Here is a 17,848-nt window from a genome sequence, read left to right as displayed (position 1 = left end):
GGGTTAGGCAGTTGCATAATCAGAATGTTCGCGCATTAGAGGATGGTGGAAGCCCACCACAATTTCTTTTTTGGAGATGCCCATTTCCTCAAGGTCTTTGTCCAGTTCAACGTCTGTTGTATTTTCTTGAACCCAGATTTTGTTGTCCTTAATGTCAAAATGGAACATCGGATAGTAAATTCTTTGATCGCCAACCCAACCTGCTTTGAGAAGCAGGTAATGATCGTTTTCTGAATCAAAAATGATTTGATTTTCAACGCCGTTTTCTTGCCAAAGCTGAGAATAATGATTGAGAAAATCACGAATACATTGACGATAGTGATTTAGCCTATCCATGATTGAATCTCCTGGTTTGATAAGTTGTAGATGAGCAATTTCGCGGGATATTCGTTCAAAACGTCTTGGATCAGAACCTCTCTAAAAAAAGTGTTGTAGATGGGCGTAGGGACTGCCAGATAAAGCGTGCGATCGGGGTCTTCACGGGCGAGGGCAATTTTGTAGCAGAGGTATTGCCCAAAAGCTGCGTAAAAGTCTGTAATTTTGGAAGCATTGATAAATCCTTTGATTTCAACGGCTATTTTTTGCTGCTCCTTTTCAGCCCCAATCAAGTTTTCTAGACCCAAGTCAACGTGGATACCAATTTTGCCAATACGGAAGGAGAGTGGATCATGGGAAACAACCCAGCCTGCTTGGGTGAGTGCTTCTTTCACCCAGTCGTGATAGATGTCCTTGGCTGGCATAACTACACCTCCACTTCTACTGTAATGGATGTATCACAGCCGAAGGTATCGACAACTTTAACACAGGCGGTGTATTTGCCGGGTTTCGGATAGGTGTAGCCCGCATCGCTGATGGTTTTGAGCGATCGATCTTTTCGTGTCCGATAGTCTTGCCAGTCGTGAAAGAAAGGCTTGCCCGGTTGCCAGTTGAAATCTACTGCCCAGAAGTCGATAAAGTCAAAGCCACTTTTGATGGCGCGTTCTCGGATGGCTTCCAGTTCTTTGGTGGGGACTTCGGCGAGGGAGGGCAGGAATTGGGTAAGTTTGATGTCTACGGTCTAGGTTGGCGATGACTTCTTGGGCAGGAATACGCACAGTCCGTAACCCCAAGGATCGCAAGTAAGCGTCCCGGTTAGTGTCATGGGCGATCTCCATAAGATAGAACACTTTTGCAAACTAACGACCAAGCTCACCGGCGGCAGATAACACTGAACTCAACCCCAATAGCTTTCAACCGTCCGCTGCATTTGAATTGTTATGGTGCGATCACCTTACTTTTAGTTTGTAAAGCTCCATTGCTGATCGGTTGCAGAGTTGTTATCCGGATTGGTTCCAGAGAGTTCGCAGTCCCATAGTTGCAGTACTGCACCATTACTTCGACCTGGCGCACCTGCCACATCAATACATTTGCCAGATAAGGAATTTCTGATAAATCCACTGTCTGTCACTGTCCATTTCTGATCTGTTGTTGAACCATTATCAACATTGGTTCCAGAGAGTTCGCAGTCCCATAGTTGCAGTACTGCACCATTACTTCGACCTGGCGCACCTGCTACATCAATACATTTGCCAGATAAGGAATTTCTAATAAAACCATCTCGTGTGAATGTCCATTTTTGATCAGTTGTAGAGTTGTTGTCCGGATTGGTTCCAGAGAGTTCGCAGTCCCATAGTTGCAGTACTGCACCATTACTTCGACCTGGCGCACCTGCCACGTCAATACATTTGCCAGATAGCGAGTTATTGATAAAACTTCCAGAACTTTGTGCGTCGCTAGGCTTCTTGTCAAGAACTAGAAAAGATAAGACACCCAGAAGCGTGATAACTGAACTGGATAACAATTTAGTAGTCAATTTCATGAAGGATTTCCTTTGGGCTTCAACTTAATCCCAAATACAATAGGAAAAGTTTAACATACAGTTTCACTTATGGTCATACGATTAACCCATAGATTTGAATTGCTCATGGAGAAAATCACAAAATATATAAATAGTTTTTATATCTGAGGACTTTCAAGATCGAGCCATGTTCTAAATTAGACAGGTGATCGGGCAAGGAAGGCATTATAATACTGTATACATTAGTATTTGATTCTTGGGATATCTTAAACTCAATACACCAATCTTGATCAGAGTCTTGTTTCACGCTAAAGACCCAACCATCAACTACCTCACCTCCATGTTCAATGATGTCAGAGGCTCTGTGTTTTGCCCATAGTCTTTCAATCCATTTGAACAGAACAGGATTGAAGAAAACTGAAAGCAAATTTAGTGCTGCTAAACCGCCAATTGCAAATCCAGAAAATTGGATTAGTCTAGCAATCTGAGGTAAACCCCAGATGTTTATTACCCTTGCCAATTCAATAAATCCCGGAACTAAAATAAATGGAATGAAGGTTATGCCAACCAACCATGAAAGTGGCATTTGAAAAGCTCTGTAAGCACCATCTACAATCATTAGGCATTCTGGCAAATGGGACTCCCCACAAATGAATGTTTGATTTTGAGGGTAGAACAGTGTAAATGAATTAAATTTATTAGTCATACACTCTATTTTGGAGATTGTTTGGAAAAGTACGCCGAAGTCATGATGACTCAACGACTTGAGGATACTTTACCCCAGGTTAGCGGGGGAGATAAGGGCGGCATGGGCAAAATCAGGCTTTGAGCGCGATCTTATTTTTGGATCGAGAGGTCTGGAAAGAGGGCGGCGATCGCCTCTGCTGGGTTGTCTTGTTTGACTAATGATTCTCCAATGAGGACGGCTTGAGCGCCTACGGAGGCGACATATTGCAAATCAGCAGGGGTATGAAGTCCGGATTCACTGACCAGGAGAATATCGCGATTTTGCAGTTGTTGGCGGCGAGCATTATAGAGGGTTTCTGTTGTTTTTAAGTCTACGGTAAAATCTTCTAAGTTGCGGTTATTAACGCCAATCAGTTGTACGGAGTCTAAGGCTAATACCCGGTCAAGTTCTTCCAAAGAATGAACTTCTATTAAGGCTGTCATGCCTAGGCTGTGAATAATTTTGCTAAAGTATTTTAGGTCTTGGTCAGAGAGGATGGCGGCAATCAACAAGACGGCATCGGCTCCATGTACTCTCGCTTGATAGATTTGGTAGGGATAAATAATAAATTCTTTGCACAGTAGGGGTAAGTCAACGGTAGCGCGAACTTTGGCTAAATTTTCAAAGCTGCCTTGGAAAAATTTGGGGTCTGTTAATACGGATAAACAACTGGCTCCTCCTTGTTGATAGGATTGGGCGATCGCCACTGGATCAAAGTTTTCCCGGATCACGCCTTTCGAGGGTGATGCTTTTTTAACTTCTGCAATGACTGCTGGTTGAGTTTTTCCCTGACGCAGTGCAGCGAGAAAATCTTGAGCTGGAGCAACGCTTTCGATGCGTCGTTTCAAGTCGCTTAAAGACACCTTTTCCCGTTCTGCTTGTACTTCAGTTTCCTTATGCCAGACAATTTTTTCCAGAATATTGCGGGGTTCACTACCGGGTACGCTCACTTGATATTGCAGGTGGCTGATGGAAAAGGTGGGACTAGGGGGACGACGACGAATTTGCATGGAGAGGATTAAAGAAAAAAGACCATAAACCCATAGTGTTGCACAGATCCTAGGAGCCTTGTCAAGGGGTCTAAGTTTCTCGGCATTCGAGCAATTTAACGATTCCATTCTCATCAAAGTTCATGGCTAAGGCGAGTAGGCGATCGCTAAATGTAGCATACTGGGGTTGGGCAGTTTTCAGTCGTTGCGCTTCTGCTTCTATCACTTCTATATCTCCAATTTTTACCGCCTGATAGATGTTCTCTAATTCTTCAGCTTTTGGAAAGATCATCAAGTTCTCTGGATTAGCCAAATTTTCTAGTATTGGTTGTTCATAAATCCATTGTAGATGGAGATACTTCTGTAATACAGTGAAGATTTTTTCCATATCTACCGGTTTCTCCAGAAAATCATTACAGCCTGCCGCGATCGCCAAACTTTGATCGGCCAGTGATACACTGGCACTAGCAGCGATAATCGGCAACGCTTGGGAATAAGACTCTCGAACACTCCTTGCAAAGACATATCCATCCATCTCTGGCATCACAATATCAGTAATCACCAAATCCGGTTGTTCCTGTTCTACCTGTTCTAATCCTTCTCGTCCATTAGAAGCTTCCACTATCTTAAACCCTAATGGCGTTAAGACTTCCGAAACCACCATGCGATTCACTTCATGATCGTCAACAACAAGAATTGTTTTGGCTTCTCCCGTATATCCGATAATTTTCCCTTCTGATAAATGAGCCGCAGAGCTTACCCATTCTGAGGAAATGGGAAAATCCACCTCAAACCAGAAGGTAGTCCCCATTCCCAAGGTACTTTTCACCTGAATTTCACTACCCATCATTTGAGCAATTTGATGACAAATGGCTAACCCTAAACCCGTTCCTTCTGAGCGCCGAGAAGTTGATCCCACTTGCTCAAAGGGTAAAAATATTTTTGCCATTTGTTCTGGGGTCATTCCCACACCTGTATCTTGGATAGTAAAGCGAATCTTGGCGGAATTAGACGCTGTTCCTTTTTCCCTAGTAATCGCAAATATTACACTGCCTCGATCTGTAAATTTAATCCCATTTCCTAACAGATTTAGCAACAATTGTCGCAAACGTTTTTCATCAGCTTTAACGCCTGTTGGCAAGCTTTCATCTGCTCGAAACTGGAGCGTAATTCCTTTATTTTCTGCTCGCACTCGTGCAATTTCTGAAACGCCCACTAAAAAGGAGGGAAAATGTAAATATTTGGGGAATAATTCCATTTTCCGGGCTTCAATTTTAGCCAAATCAAGGATATCATTAATCAGGGTTAACAGATGGGAACCTGCTTGTTCGATTACATCTACTCCCTTACGATGTTGATTGAGATCTTGGCTGCGATGCATAATCTGAGCGTAACCGAGGATACCATTAAGGGGAGTGCGTAATTCATGGCTCATATTGGCCAAAAATTCACTTTTCGCTTGGTTCGCGAGATCGGCTATTTCCTTAGCCCTCTGTAATTCGAGTTCAGCCTGTTTGCGATCGCTAATATCGGTATGAGAACCCACCATTCGCAGAGGTTGACCGATGCTGTCTCGTTCTACGACTTTAGCACGGGATAAAATCCAAACATCATGACCCTGTTTATGGTGCATCCGAAATTCCACATTAAATGTTTCTATTCTTCCCTCTAAATGGTCTTGAATGGCTTTTTTTGTCTCCTGTAAATCCTCTGGATGCACTAAGTTTTCCCAGGAAGAAAAATTATTAGTGATTTCAGACTCTTCATACCCTAACATCTTTTTCCAACGAGGCGAAAAATAAACCTTATTTAAGGCAATATGCCAATCCCAAATTCCGTCATTCACACTTTCATTCACCAATTCTAACCGTTCTTGACTTAAGCGTAAGGCTTCTGTCCTCTCTTGTACTCGTTGCTCTAGGCTATCAAAAGCTTCTTTTAATTGAACAGCCATTTGATTAAAGGTTTGGGATAAAGTGTTTAATTCGGCAATTTTTCCACCCTTAACTTGTTGAGATAAATCGCCTTTAGCCATAGCTTTTGACGATTCGACTAGATGTAAAATGGGTTGTGAAATCCAACGGGATGTATAAATTCCTGACAGGGTTGCAAATCCTAATGCAGCCAGACAAAGCCAAATAGTTGTGTGGGTATTGGCATGGATTTGGGCCATAAAATCTGACTCTGGGACTACAATCACAATTAACCAATCTAATCCCCATTGATCTTGGTAGGGAAGTACCTCTAAAAACTGTTTGATCTCTTCAATTTTGAAGCTTAGTTGTTCTTCTTGATAAATTTTAGATAAATCACCAAAACGTCGAATAATAAAGTCAGTGGTTTGTTGAGTGAGTATATCTTGACTCTCTGTAGCAATCAGTCGCTGTAACTGCTGTTCTCCAGGAGGAGTAATAAAGGGTTTTTCTTCAGTTGAAGTAGCGACTAAAAGTCCAGATCGTTCTAAAATAAAAGCCTGTCCAGACTGACCGATTTTCAATTGACTGAGAAATTTATTAATATCCAATAAAATCAGATCTGTACCAATGACTCCCTTAAATTGATTCTCTTGATCATAAATGGGGGTTCCAATGGTTAGGGCTAAACGAGGATGGCTGACGTAAGTATAAATATCACTCCAAGTTGAGTTGTTTTGAGTGGCTGGAGGCAGATACCAAGGACGATGACGGGGATTGTAGTCTGGGCTAACACGCAATAATTTTTGGGTTAGGTTCCCGCGATCGTCGGTTGCATAAGTGTGCATATCATAACCGGTTAAACCATCGGTAATTTCTACATTAAAGCCCCCTTCATCCAGCCGTTCTAGTCCATAAAATTCGCCTTCTTCATTGCCAGCTTGGATATACCCGACATTAGGAAAGAGATGCATTTGCTTTAAGAAATAGGGTTCCATGCTGCGAGGATTATCTAGATCCAGGTAACCTAACTCTATGGCATCCAAAATATTTTGATTGACTAAATAAGGAGTGTGTAAATAACTCTTCAGGTGTTGTTGAATGCGATCGCCAGTTTCTTGCTGTAACTGAGTGACTAAATTTTCTACGGTTTTTTGGCCATTGCGTAACGATAGCCATCCTATTAATCCCACTACCGCAGAAATTTGTAGGATAAAGGGAACAATTAAAACTAAGCGCAAATTGAATTTCATATTTACCTCCTGTATAACTGGAGGACTTGCGATCGCTTTTAGTTTAATGAGTATAGGTTAAGTCTTGATTATGGCGTAATAGAGCCTGGTATAATGTACTGTAATATACTTTTTATAGAGTTGAAGTAGGGGCGAAAAATTTTTCGCCCCTACACTCATGTCTCACTGTTAATCAAATTCACTAAACTTTAACCGATCGCCCGTTTGTAAGCTTCATCCAGAACTTCGGAGAGGGTAGGATGGGTATGGACTAAATGGGCGAGGGTGTGGACAGATTCCCGTTTGGCGATCGCCGCCGATGCTTCATGGATCAAATCTGCCGCATGGGGGCCGATAATATGAACACCGAGAACTTCCCCATTATCCTTACGGTAGATGACCTTAGCCATACCTTCGGTCTCTCCTTCGGCGATCGCCTTAGAATTCCCCTTAAAATAAGACCGTACTGTAGCCACTTCAAACCCTTCCGTTGCTCCCAGTTCCTTCGCTTGCGGCTCACTCAACCCCACATAACTAATCTCTGGATGAGTAAACGCCGCCGCCGGAATCGAGCGATAATCCATAGTGCGCGGACGACCACACATATTTTCCACCGCCACAATACCTTGAGCCGAAGCCGCATGGGCCAACATCATCTTACCCGTCGCATCCCCAATCGCCCAAAGATGGGGAACTTTTTCTTCCCCTGACAACACCGCCATCGTATCATCAACCGGAATAAAACCGCGCCGATCCAACTCTACCCCCACCGACTCTAAACCCATATTCTTCGCCGTAGGAATGCGCCCCGTTGCCACCAAACAAGCATCAACTTCTAAAACCTCTTTAATTTCCTTCGTTTTCGCATCCGCCAACTCAATCACCACCGGAGATCCCGGCGTAATTTTCATCGCCAACATCCCCACACGAGTTTCAATATCACGAGGAGCAATCAAAACCCGTTGCGCTTGTTTGGCAATATCCGGATCGAACGTCGGCATCAACTTATCCAACGCCTCAATCAGCGTCACCTCGCAACCTAGCGCCGTATAAACATCCGTAAACTCTAAACCAATATAGCCGCTACCAATCACCGCAATCCAGGGGGGGAGAGACTCTAGACGCACCGAATGGTCGCTCGTAAACACCGTTTTACCATCAATTTGAATCCCTGGAGGCACAAAGGGAATCGAACCCGGAGCCAAAATAATATCCTTAGCCGTAAACGTCTTCAAATCTCCCTCATTTTCCACCGTCACCTTTTGAGGAGCAGCCACCTTACCCCAACCGCGCAGAATATCCACATTCAGGCGTTTCAGACTATTGGTGAGGTCAGATTGGATTTTATCGACTAAATTATTAGCATGATCGGCGATCGCCTGACGCTCAAAACTCACACCTCCCACTTGAATCCCCAAATCCTTCAAATGATCTGCATCCTGCAACTCTCGCACCCGTCCAGAAGCCGCCAACAGAGCCTTAGAAGGAATGCATCCCCGGTTCACACAGGTTCCTCCCATCTCTGCTGTTTCCACAATCGCCGTTTTTAGCCCACAACTCACAGCATGGAGAGCTGCCCCATGTCCCCCGACTCCAGCACCAATAACGATCAAATCGTAATCAAACTCGCTCATCTTTCCCTCCAGCTTCTGTAATTCACTAACTCGTTTGACCTTAGATTTTACAACGGTTCGGGGTTCAGACGATGGAGTGAGTTATAACAGAAGAAAGACTTAACTATAGTGGCATCAACGGAACTTAGCGTATCCTTTTTATCCTTATGAATCAAAATCCCCAAGACCCCCACACCCATGCCCAACAACAATTTCAGCACTCCCTCCATCAATTGGGAGAAACCCTGAAAACGGGCAAAATTCCCCAATCTTCTGCCCAGAAGTTAGATCCTTTCAGTTCCCATCAATTTCAAGAACCAGAAGCCATTGACGAAGCCACTCTAGAGGAGGCAGCAGAAGACATTGAACAATTTATGAGCCAATTATCTTCAGAAGATCAACCGTAAACTCACCGTTCGGAAAAACTTAGACAAACTACGACAAACCTCAACTAAGCTGTACATAATCTGATGTTTCCTTCCTGCTTCGCTGTGCCCGCCATGCCTAAGCATTGCGTTGTTTTGACACTCCACAGGCTGACACGGGAGAACTTCCCGCCCTTCGGCTTCGCTCAGGGCAAGCCTTCGACAAGTTTATGGCAGCGTTTAAATCACGATCTAAAAATAAGCCGCAAGATGGACAAACAAACGTCCTATCTTTGAGTTTTAAGTCTTTCTTGATTTCTCCACAATCTGAACAAGTTTTAGAAGAAGGGAAAAATCTATCTACGACTGTTAACTTGCTGCCATACCACTGACATTTATACTCTAGTTGCCGCCTAAACTCATAAAAACCACCATCTGCTACCGCTTGGGCTAACCGATGGTTTTTGAGCATCCCGCTCACGTTTAAGTCTTCTATCACTACTTCGCTGTGGTTTTTAGCTAAGTAAGACGTTAACTTATGAGTTGCATCTTTGCGAATGCAACCGACTCGATAGTGAGCTTTGGCTAAACGCTTGATTGCTTTTTTGCGGTTGTTGGAACCTTTCGTTTTACGGCTGACGCTTCTATTGAGTGAGGCTAATTTCTTCTTAGCACTCCGATAAGCATAAACAGTAGGAAAAACGACTCCATTCGACAATGTGGCTAGAGTCTTTACTCCTAAATCTACACCCACAATGCCTTGAGGATGGTCAATTTTTTCTGGTTCCACAGCCACCTTGTAGGAAATCAACCATTTATCAGCATGACGACTAATCGTTACGTTGCTACTCGATTTTACTAGGATAGGAGGTAAATGCTTTTCATAGGTCTTTACCCACCCAATGCGAGGCAACCTGATTTGATTCCCTCTGATTTTAATGTTTCCTTCTAAGTAAAAGCTGTCATTCCTCCCCTTTTTCTTGAATCTAGGAAACCCACGTCCTTTAACAGTAAAGAAGTTCTTAAATGCACTATCTAAATCCCTTAATGCTTGTTGGGGAGCGCATTTTGAAACTTCGTAGTACCATTGGCATTCAGATTTTACCTCCGCTACTAAACGCTTATGTAAGGTGACTGCACTAGGGCGCTTTTCACCTTTTTCTTTAGCTTCTACACAGATCGCTAGTCCCCAATTATAGGCGTGACGAGCTACTCCTGCATGTTTAGCCATTAAGGTGCGTTGCTTGTTGTTGAGGTTAAGTTCTGTTTTGAATGATTTCACCACAAAAATTGTTGGCGACTTCCTTTGGTTGTTGTACTATCTATTTATTCTACGGCATGTAGTCTGGCCTTAACACGCCTTCGTGTTCTGCTGCTTCCGATATTCGGGCATAACTTAGACCTATTATCTTTATATCGCTCTATATGTCTAACTTTATCCAATATTGTACAATTTTATAACCACTGCCTGCCAACCCCTTAAACTCCCAGCCAACCATGAAGCCAACCTCCCTAAAAAGTCCCCTGATCTATCCTGAACCCGATGGAGCGCCCATGGCTGAAAGCGATCCTGCCCGCGACTACCTCGTTTATGGGGTAGAATCCCTGAAATTCTACTTCCAAAATCGTTCGGATGTTTACGTTTCTGGCAATCTCTGGCTCTCCTACGAACAGGGTGTCCCTGATGCAGTGATTTGTCCCGATGTATTCGTAGTCTTTGGAGTGGAAAATCGCCCCCGTAGAAGTTATCGCGTCTGGGAGGAAAATAACCGTTATCCCGATTGGGTTTTAGAAGTGACTTCCATGAGTACCCGACATAAGGATGAGCGCGATAAACCCACGACTTATGCTCAAATGGGAGTTATGGAATATTTCCAGTATGACCCTAGTGGAGATTATTTACAGCCTCGTTTGCGAGGACGGCGGTTAGTCAATGGAGCGTATCAATTATTAACGCTAAATGAGTTAGACGATGGTACGTTATCGGTTTTTTCTCAGGTTTTAGGGTTGGAGATGCGAGTGTTACCGGATGGTAAATTGCGTTTTTTTGACCGGGAGAGAGGGGAGTATTTACGCAGTCCAGATGAGTCGGAGCGCGATCGCCTTTACGAACGCCAACGAGCCGAACAAGAATTCCAACGGGCTGAACAAGCAGAACTGGCTTTAGAGGAGGAACGTAAACGCGCTGAACAAGCAGAAGCCCAATTACAACAATTGCGTCAACATCTGCTAGAGCAAGGCATAGATCCCTCTACACTGGAATAAGTTAAACCGGGATAGACCGATCGGATCGGCGATCCCTGATTTACAATACAATTAACCCCATTGTCCATTGTTAATTGCTAATTGTTAATTGTTCATTGTTAATTGTCCATTGTTAATTGTTAATTTTTCATGGCTCAAACCCAAGCTCTAGTCATCCTTTCCGGCGGACAAGATTCAACAACCTGTGCTGCATTGGCTACCCAACAATTCGATCGCACTCATGGAGTAACGTTCGACTATCAACAGCGTCACCGGATTGAGTTAGAAAGCGCTCAGGCAGTGGCTAAAAAGCTGGGATTGGCAAGTCATGAAATCGTCTCAGTGGGGCCAATTTTGAAGAGTACGAGTCCTTTGGTGAGCCAAACCCCTTTGGCGGAGTATGAGAGCGCCGAGGCGCTGCCAGGGGGCATTGAGGCGACATTTATTCCGGGACGTAATATTTTATTCTTGACCTTGGCGGCGAATCGAGCAGCCCGTCTGGGGATTCGCGACATAGTGTTAGGCGTGTGCGAGACCGATTTTGCAGGGTATTGGGATTGTCGCCAGAGTTTTATTGATGCCATGGGTATAGCGTTGGGTGAGGGGATGTACGGAGATGGTGGAGCCTATCGGATTCATACCCCCTTGATGAATTTGACGAAAGCGGAGTCAGTAAAGTTAGCTCAGGAGGTATTAGGTGATCGCTTTGAGTCGGTGATGGAGTTAACCCATACCTGCTATGCGGGGGTGAAGGGGGGATGCGGTAAGTGCCATGCCTGTATCTTAAGAGACCGAGGGTTTCAGGAAGCGGGGGTAGATGACCCGATTTGGAAATATCGGGGGGCTGTAGTACAGGAATCAGAAGATGATACTTATGGCGATCGCGCCATTGAAGAAGCTGCCCATAGTCCCCTAGAAATTTGGCCTAACCCTTCCCCGAATCATGATTATGTGATTCATGTGGAACATCCGGAGTTTACCGCCCTTTGTCCGCGATCGGGCTATCCCGATTTTGGCACAATTGTATTCGATTATTTTCCTCATCAATCCGTTTTAGAACTGAAAGCATTTAAGCTGTATATCAACAGTTTTCGGCAACAAAGAATCAGCCATGAAACCGTAGTTAATCAGGTTGCCGATCGCCTAATGGCAGAAGTCAAACCCAAAGCACTACGAATTATCGGCGATTTTACCAGGCGCGGGGGCGTGAAAACCGTAATTACCGCTTATCGGGGAGAAAACATGAGCTTTCCCAATTATCAACCCAATCTGCTTTAGGGGTAAATTGAACACTCATCACCTATGTTCCTTAATCAAGCGTCCTAACGTTTCCATGGCTTGTTCAATTTTCGGTGACCAAGGTAAACCACAATTGAGTCGGAAACAATTGCCATAACTGGCGGACGGAGAAAACATAATTCCCGGAGAAATACTGATTTTATGTTGGCACGCTCTGTGGAAAAGCTCCATAGTATCAAAATGGGGAGCCAGTTCAACCCAGAGGACATGACCCCCTATGGGACGGGTGACTTTGGTCTCTTCCGGGAAATAGTTACAAATAGCTTGAATCATTTGCAACATTTGCTGTTCATAGGCGCGGCGCAGGTTTCGTACATGACGGTCATATCCACCATTGGCTAAAAAGGCGGCGATCGCCAGTTGAGAGCCTGGAGAGGTACTCATATTTACTGCCATCTTCAGCCGCTCAACTTTGGCTTGATAGCGGCCGGGAATGGCCCAACCCACCCGCAACCCTGGGGAGAGAACCTTACTATAGGAGGCACAGTACAAAACTAAACCCTCTCGATCGAAGGCTTTGATGGCTTTGGGGCGATCGCCATTAAACGACAAATCCCCATAAACATCATCCTCAATTAGGGGAATTTGATACCGAGCCAGCAATTCCACTAGCTCTTGCTTTTTCTCATTGCTCATACAAGTGCCCAAGGGATTACTAAAATTAGAGACTAGGGCACAAGCGCTGATTTGTTTGAGCTTCAGAGCTGTTTCTAGGGCATCTAAACAAATCCCTTCCCTGGGATGGGTGGGCAGTTCCAAAGCTTGTAAATGCAGCGTAGATAAGCTCTCCAGTAATCCATAATAGGACGGAGAGGCGATCGCCACCGTATCCCCCGGTTTTGTCGTCGCTCGTAAGGATAAATAGACCGCTTCCGTTGCTCCATGGGTGGCCACAATTTCATCGGGAGTCACTGCACAGTCTGCATCGAGTAACCGTCGGGCGATCGCCCGACGAAATTCCAGACACCCCGGAGGTGGGGTATAACTATGGGCTAAAGTCGGATCTTGGCGCATCACCTGACTCATCAGACGGTTCAAGGTAGATAGGGGTAATAACTCCATTCCCGGTACAGCAGCCCCCAGTTGGATGATTTCTGGATCGCGCACCATAGAATTCACCTTACAGACGAGGGAAGTATCCACCCGACAAGCCTTTTGCGCTGGAGAAGAGCGATCGGGTTCCGGAGGAGATTTTAAGGAGCGGACAAAATAGCCAGATTGGGGTTTCGCTCCAATGATTCCCCGGTCTTCTAAGAGGCGATAGGCTTCTAGGGCAGTGGAAATACTCACCGACATTTGTTGATGCACTTTTCGCACCGAGGGCAGGCGATCGCCCGGTTGTAGGGTTCCTTCCACAATTAAGATCTGAATGCGGTTAGCCACCTGTTCATATAAGTTTGCGCCTTCCGTTTGCTCAATGGGTCGTAAGTGCATAATGCTCCAGTACAGTTCTACATTTTATTCACCATAACAGTTTTTCAAACTAAAACTGTTATGGTTACAATTTAGCTTAATTGCATCTGTTTTTTTCTTCGCTCTTCCTCCACACTAGAGATATAGCAGCACACTGCTATTTGTAGGCGTTGAGGACACGATCCATGAAAAGCACCAGTAGTGTCTCCGAAATCACGAGAGGATCGGAGTTACATTTAACCGATCTCAAAAGCTTATCTCGGTTTCCCCATTCTTTCCTTGCCAGCGATCGCCTCCAGAAGCTTTGGAACTATCTGGTGGCCGTTTGGTGGTACAGCGAAGAACCCCGCATTACCCAGAAAAAAGATACAAACGGCAATTGGATCTATCGCGTTTACGATCCCATCGCTCACCAACACTTTAGGTTTGACTCCGAGCAAGAAGTCCGAGTGTGGTTAGAAAAGCGGTACTACCAATAATGATTAATGATGGGTAATGCGTTTTCTTTACAGCAACACCAAATTATCCCGATGAACCACCGTATCCGAGCCTTCATATCCCAAAAGCTCAGTAATTTCATCGGAACGGTGGCCCTTAATTAAATCCAATTCATCACTGCCATAATTGATGATTCCGCGAGCGACTTCCTTACCCTCTAGATCGCAAAGGATCACTGCATCTGATGCATGAAAGCGGCCCATTACCCCAGAAATTCCCACCGCTAATAAAGATTTTCCGCGATCGCAAATCGCCTTAACTGCCCCCGGATCGAGAATCACTTTACCAGAGGGAATCAAGCCATTAGCAATCCAGCGTTTACGAGCATTCAGGGTTCGGGGAGCAGGATGGAATTGCGTCCCAATTTCTTCCCCCTTTAAGATCTGGGGAATTTGATTGGGATAGCGTCCTCCCATAATCACCATCCGTACTCCCGCATTGATGGCAATGCGAGCAGCAGAAATTTTCGTACTCATCCCTCCCGTTCCCCAAGTGGATGCATTACCGACTTCTACTTCGGTTAAGTCTTCCAAGTTGCGAACATGGGAAATGGGTTGAGCATCAGGAACCAGATGGGGATCGGCAGAATAGAGTTTATCCACATCTGTCAGCAAAAATAGCCAATCAGCTTCTACCAAACTGGAAACCAGAGCGGCAAGGGTATCATTATCGCCGAATTTAAGCCTTAGTTCCTCTGTGGCTACCGTGTCGTTTTCATTGACAATGGGGATCACCCCCAGATCTAGGAGTTCTTGAAAAGCATCATAGGCATTGAGATAGGAAACCCTCGATTCTAGATCTCGGCGCGTCAGTAGCACTTGGGCGATGGGTTGATTGAAGGTATTGAAGAGGTCATCATAAATCCGCATTAAGCGCCCTTGACCCACCGCCGCAACTGCCTGTTTCAGGGCAATATCACGGGGGCGCTTTTTCAAGCCTAACCGCGAACACCCCACCCCCACAGCCCCCGAAGAAACCAGAATCACCCGATGGCCTTGGCGACGCAGTTGGCTGAGGACTTCCACCAATAGAGCTAAGGTAGACAGGGCCAAGTTGCCGGTTTCTGGATCGGTGAGGCTAGACGTACCAATTTTAATGACAAGGGTCAGGGCCATGGAAAATGCAACCGAAAATGAAAAAATACCAGAGTGAGAGGATCAGACAGTGCAAAGCGCTAGTTTCTCTATCGTGAGAACCAGCGCTTCAGCAGGGTAAAATATTTACAGGGATTTATCTTTAGGGTCTTTATATTGGCTGACCCCATTTGAACTAATTTTAATAATTGCATCAATTTGTTGATGATCCCCGATTCGTAATCTTTTCTTTATATTTCGTTTTTTCAGGTTTTATCAAGATTCGTAAAATTTTGTGTTGAAGGCGTTAAGCGAGCGCCCAACATCTGAGACAACCACACCTCAAAGGATCGAATGTCAAAAGGTCGATGGCCTTGGCGGGGATCAACCATAGGTTCCACCAGAATTGTAAACATTCCTAAACGATTGCCTGCTAAGACATCGGTGAACAGGCGATCGCCCACCATCGCCACATGGTCAATGGGTAAACCCATATTTTCCACGGCCTGGCGCAGTTTTCGCCGGGAAGGTTTCGCCGCTCCCATCATAAAGGGTAAGTCCAAACACTCAGCGATCGCCCGAATTCTGATCCAATTTAGGTTATTACTCACAAGCCAAATCGAAACCAGAGGCTTAATCTGGGCGATCCACTTTTTCAGCTCCTCAGAAGCGATCGGTGAATTTATCGGCACAAGGGTATCATCCACATCCAGAATCAATCCTTTGAGATCGTGCAATCGCAACAAATCGGGGGTTAAATCTAAAATAGGGCCACCGAGAACCAGATCTGGTTGGAGGAGAAGATTAGAAGACATAAGAAAAAAATTAGACCCATTTTGGGCTAACGTTGTTGGGCAATTTGGTTAATCGCTCGATTATGTTCATCCAGGGTACGACTAAAAATATGCGTCCCATCATAGCGAGCCACAAAATACAGATACTCTGTTGTTTCCGGATAGAGCGTAGCTTCTAGACTCGCTTTACCGGGACTGGCGATCGCAGTTGGAGGTAACCCCGGATTTAAATAGGTATTATAAGGGTTCGGCGTATTCACATCCTTTAGCGTCAAAGGTTTATCAGGAGTTTGCTTAATCCCCAAACCATATTCCACCGTCGGATCAGCGCCCAAAGTCATCCCCTTTTGCAGTCGATTATGGAATACCCCCGAAATCAAAGCCCGTTCTTGAGCGACTACCGATTCCTTTTCCACAATACTCGCCAAAGTGACCCACTCCAAAAGGCTCAAATCTGTTTGACCTTGAGCCTCTCGATAGAGAGGTAAAGCCACCTGTTCAAATTGGCTTAACATTTGTCGAACCACCCGATCTGCCGTCAAACTCTCTCCAGAAATCTGATAAGTATCCGGAAACAAAAAACCCTCCAACTTCGCCACAGAAGGTAACCAAGGATAATCTTGGGCCGAAATCCCATTCACCGCCTCTAAAAACGCTTGGGACGTAAACCATCCTTGAGCTTCAAAATACGCCCCCATTTGGGCCAAAGTCCAGCCCTCTGGAATCGTATAAGTCGCTTGTACCACTGTCCCAGAGCGAATCTGAGTCGCAATTTCTGGTAAAGACTGAGTGGGGGATAACTGATAAGTTCCCGCTTGGAAATAGCCTGCTAACTCTGGTTTAACTTTAGCCTGTACCCTGAGCCATTTCGTCCAAATATTCCAGGCTTGTTCTGAACGAATCAGATTAAGAGCCGCTAAATCCGAACCAATTTGCTCTCCCGAAGTTCCCAGGGCAATTTCCACTAACACTTGATGCTCGGTCACCTCAGCATTTGCAGGCATCACAGGACTAATTGCCCAACTCCACCACCGCCATCCTTGCCATCCAGAGAAGCCAACAACGACGGGAAAGAGAATCAGATAAAAGAACCACTTGGTGATTCGTGAATTGCCGGTTGTCATGACTGATGAAATCTCGCCTGGTTTTCTACTGCTGCACCCTGGGTAGTTTCCCGATCTCCCCCACTAGGGATAATTGAGTTCTAAGACTCTAATCCAAGAGCTGTTCCTCTAGGTTCTTTTCAATCTCTGGTAATAAATGTTCTATTTTCTTCAGTTCACTCTCGGAAAGCTCTTTAGCTTTCCCCGGTTCTTCCTGCCTACCGAGCAAAAAAAGCGGGTCTAAAGGGGTAGAAATTTCATACTCATCGTCTCCAAAATAGAAGCTGGCTAATAACTGAAACGATTCCATATCAGAATCAATATCTTCATCATCCTCCTCTTCCTCTAAATCAGGAATATCCCCTTCTACCGTGAGAGTAATTCCGGTGCGTTTGAGCTTCAGATTTTGTTCAGATAAAACCGCTTTGGCTAGATCAAAGAGTTCATCGACCAAAGAGTCATCTTCTACCGGAACCAGTTCTTCCTCATCTCCAGCACTTTGCCAGACAAAAATCTCGACTGGGGTATCCTTGGGCAATAAAACAAAATAGTTTTCGCGGTCATGGGTAAAGGAATATTCAATTGTGCATTCTAATTCCTTTCCCTCGGTATCCCTTAATAATACGGTCAGGGGATCATTCTCCATTGCTTCTTGATCCATGAGGGTTACTTCCTATTTCCCAAGATGATCTTGGGCCCACACTTCGACCTCTCATCATATCTTAGATCAATTAAAAATTAAAAATTA

18 protein-coding genes are annotated in these 17,848 nt (G+C 44.9%); 4 read left to right on the top strand and 14 right to left on the bottom strand.

All coding sequences use genetic code 11. The annotated features are described in order from the left end of the window. Positions 1 to 3 precede the first annotated feature (3 nt). The 8 genes from AC3FZD_RS03065 to lpdA form a co-directional block, all read right to left on the bottom strand. Positions 4 to 336 (bottom strand): XisI protein, encoded by a 333-nt coding sequence (locus tag AC3FZD_RS03065; protein WP_488738715.1) that lies wholly within the window; start codon positions 334 to 336, stop codon positions 4 to 6. Next, positions 324 to 740, bottom strand: a complete 417-nt coding sequence (locus AC3FZD_RS03060) for an element excision factor XisH family protein (RefSeq protein WP_488738714.1) — start codon at positions 738 to 740, stop codon at positions 324 to 326. The genes AC3FZD_RS03065 and AC3FZD_RS03060 overlap by 13 nt, the downstream gene beginning before the upstream one ends. A 216-nt stretch (positions 741 to 956) precedes the next feature. Then, positions 957 to 1,154, bottom strand: a complete 198-nt coding sequence (locus AC3FZD_RS03055; protein WP_488738713.1) for a hypothetical protein — start codon at positions 1,152 to 1,154, stop codon at positions 957 to 959. 122 nt (positions 1,155 to 1,276) lie between these two features. Further along, positions 1,277 to 1,858 carry an RICIN domain-containing protein gene (locus AC3FZD_RS03050; protein WP_488738712.1) on the bottom strand — a complete coding sequence of 194 codons (582 nt, stop codon included), beginning with the start codon at positions 1,856 to 1,858 and terminating at the stop codon, positions 1,277 to 1,279. A gap of 115 nt (positions 1,859 to 1,973) precedes the next feature. Beyond that, complete coding sequence (locus AC3FZD_RS03045) at positions 1,974 to 2,543, bottom strand: hypothetical protein (RefSeq protein ID WP_488738711.1); 570 nt, start codon at positions 2,541 to 2,543, stop codon at positions 1,974 to 1,976. A gap of 131 nt (positions 2,544 to 2,674) precedes the next feature. Continuing rightward, complete coding sequence (gene trpC / locus AC3FZD_RS03040; RefSeq protein WP_488738710.1) at positions 2,675 to 3,574, bottom strand: indole-3-glycerol phosphate synthase TrpC; 900 nt, start codon at positions 3,572 to 3,574, stop codon at positions 2,675 to 2,677. Positions 3,575 to 3,644: 70 nt separating this feature from the next. After that, entirely contained in the window at positions 3,645 to 6,719 is a 3,075-nt protein-coding gene (locus AC3FZD_RS03035; RefSeq protein ID WP_488738709.1) for an ATP-binding protein, read from the bottom strand. A 188-nt stretch (positions 6,720 to 6,907) separates the two neighbouring features. Then, positions 6,908 to 8,332 carry a dihydrolipoyl dehydrogenase gene (gene lpdA / locus AC3FZD_RS03030; RefSeq protein WP_488738708.1) on the bottom strand — a complete coding sequence of 475 codons (1,425 nt, stop codon included), beginning with the start codon at positions 8,330 to 8,332 and terminating at the stop codon, positions 6,908 to 6,910. A 146-nt stretch (positions 8,333 to 8,478) separates the two neighbouring features. On the opposite strand from lpdA, the gene AC3FZD_RS03025 reads away from it, so the two are divergent. Further along, positions 8,479 to 8,718, top strand: coding sequence for a hypothetical protein (locus AC3FZD_RS03025; RefSeq protein ID WP_488738707.1), 240 nt, complete (start codon positions 8,479 to 8,481; stop codon positions 8,716 to 8,718). A 97-nt stretch (positions 8,719 to 8,815) separates the two neighbouring features. Here the strand turns inward: AC3FZD_RS03025 and AC3FZD_RS03020 are convergent, their stop codons facing one another. Continuing rightward, complete coding sequence (locus AC3FZD_RS03020) at positions 8,816 to 9,961, bottom strand: RNA-guided endonuclease InsQ/TnpB family protein (protein WP_488738706.1); 1,146 nt, start codon at positions 9,959 to 9,961, stop codon at positions 8,816 to 8,818. 212 nt (positions 9,962 to 10,173) lie between these two features. Here AC3FZD_RS03020 and AC3FZD_RS03015 point away from each other — a divergent pair, with 212 nt between their 5' ends. Then, positions 10,174 to 10,941, top strand: coding sequence for a Uma2 family endonuclease (locus tag AC3FZD_RS03015; RefSeq protein ID WP_488738705.1), 768 nt, complete (start codon positions 10,174 to 10,176; stop codon positions 10,939 to 10,941). Between the two features lie 129 nt (positions 10,942 to 11,070). Further along, positions 11,071 to 12,198, top strand: a complete 1,128-nt coding sequence (gene queC, locus AC3FZD_RS03010; protein ID WP_488738704.1) for a 7-cyano-7-deazaguanine synthase QueC — start codon at positions 11,071 to 11,073, stop codon at positions 12,196 to 12,198. Positions 12,199 to 12,216: 18 nt separating this feature from the next. Here queC and AC3FZD_RS03005 read toward each other — a convergent pair whose 3' ends face one another. Further along, positions 12,217 to 13,653, bottom strand: coding sequence for an aminotransferase-like domain-containing protein (locus AC3FZD_RS03005; protein ID WP_488738703.1), 1,437 nt, complete (start codon positions 13,651 to 13,653; stop codon positions 12,217 to 12,219). A 164-nt stretch (positions 13,654 to 13,817) separates the two neighbouring features. On the opposite strand from AC3FZD_RS03005, the gene AC3FZD_RS03000 reads away from it, so the two are divergent. After that, positions 13,818 to 14,111, top strand: a complete 294-nt coding sequence (locus AC3FZD_RS03000) for a hypothetical protein (protein ID WP_488738702.1) — start codon at positions 13,818 to 13,820, stop codon at positions 14,109 to 14,111. Positions 14,112 to 14,138: 27 nt separating this feature from the next. Here AC3FZD_RS03000 and proB read toward each other — a convergent pair whose 3' ends face one another. The 4 genes from proB to AC3FZD_RS02980 all read right to left on the bottom strand — a co-directional run bounded on the left by proB (position 14,139) and on the right by AC3FZD_RS02980 (position 17,761). Then, complete coding sequence (gene proB, locus AC3FZD_RS02995; protein ID WP_488738701.1) at positions 14,139 to 15,245, bottom strand: glutamate 5-kinase; 1,107 nt, start codon at positions 15,243 to 15,245, stop codon at positions 14,139 to 14,141. 224 nt (positions 15,246 to 15,469) lie between these two features. Beyond that, complete coding sequence (locus AC3FZD_RS02990) at positions 15,470 to 16,018, bottom strand: YqeG family HAD IIIA-type phosphatase (protein WP_488738700.1); 549 nt, start codon at positions 16,016 to 16,018, stop codon at positions 15,470 to 15,472. 26 nt (positions 16,019 to 16,044) lie between these two features. Further along, positions 16,045 to 17,121, bottom strand: a complete 1,077-nt coding sequence (gene mltG / locus AC3FZD_RS02985) for an endolytic transglycosylase MltG (RefSeq protein ID WP_488738699.1) — start codon at positions 17,119 to 17,121, stop codon at positions 16,045 to 16,047. Between the two features lie 88 nt (positions 17,122 to 17,209). After that, positions 17,210 to 17,761 (bottom strand): DUF3727 domain-containing protein, encoded by a 552-nt coding sequence (locus tag AC3FZD_RS02980; RefSeq protein WP_488738698.1) that lies wholly within the window; start codon positions 17,759 to 17,761, stop codon positions 17,210 to 17,212. Positions 17,762 to 17,848: the final 87 nt, after the last annotated feature.

This window comes from Roseofilum sp. KMC-1, from assembly GCF_057802075.1.
This window is presented reverse-complemented; position numbering and strand designations above follow the sequence as displayed.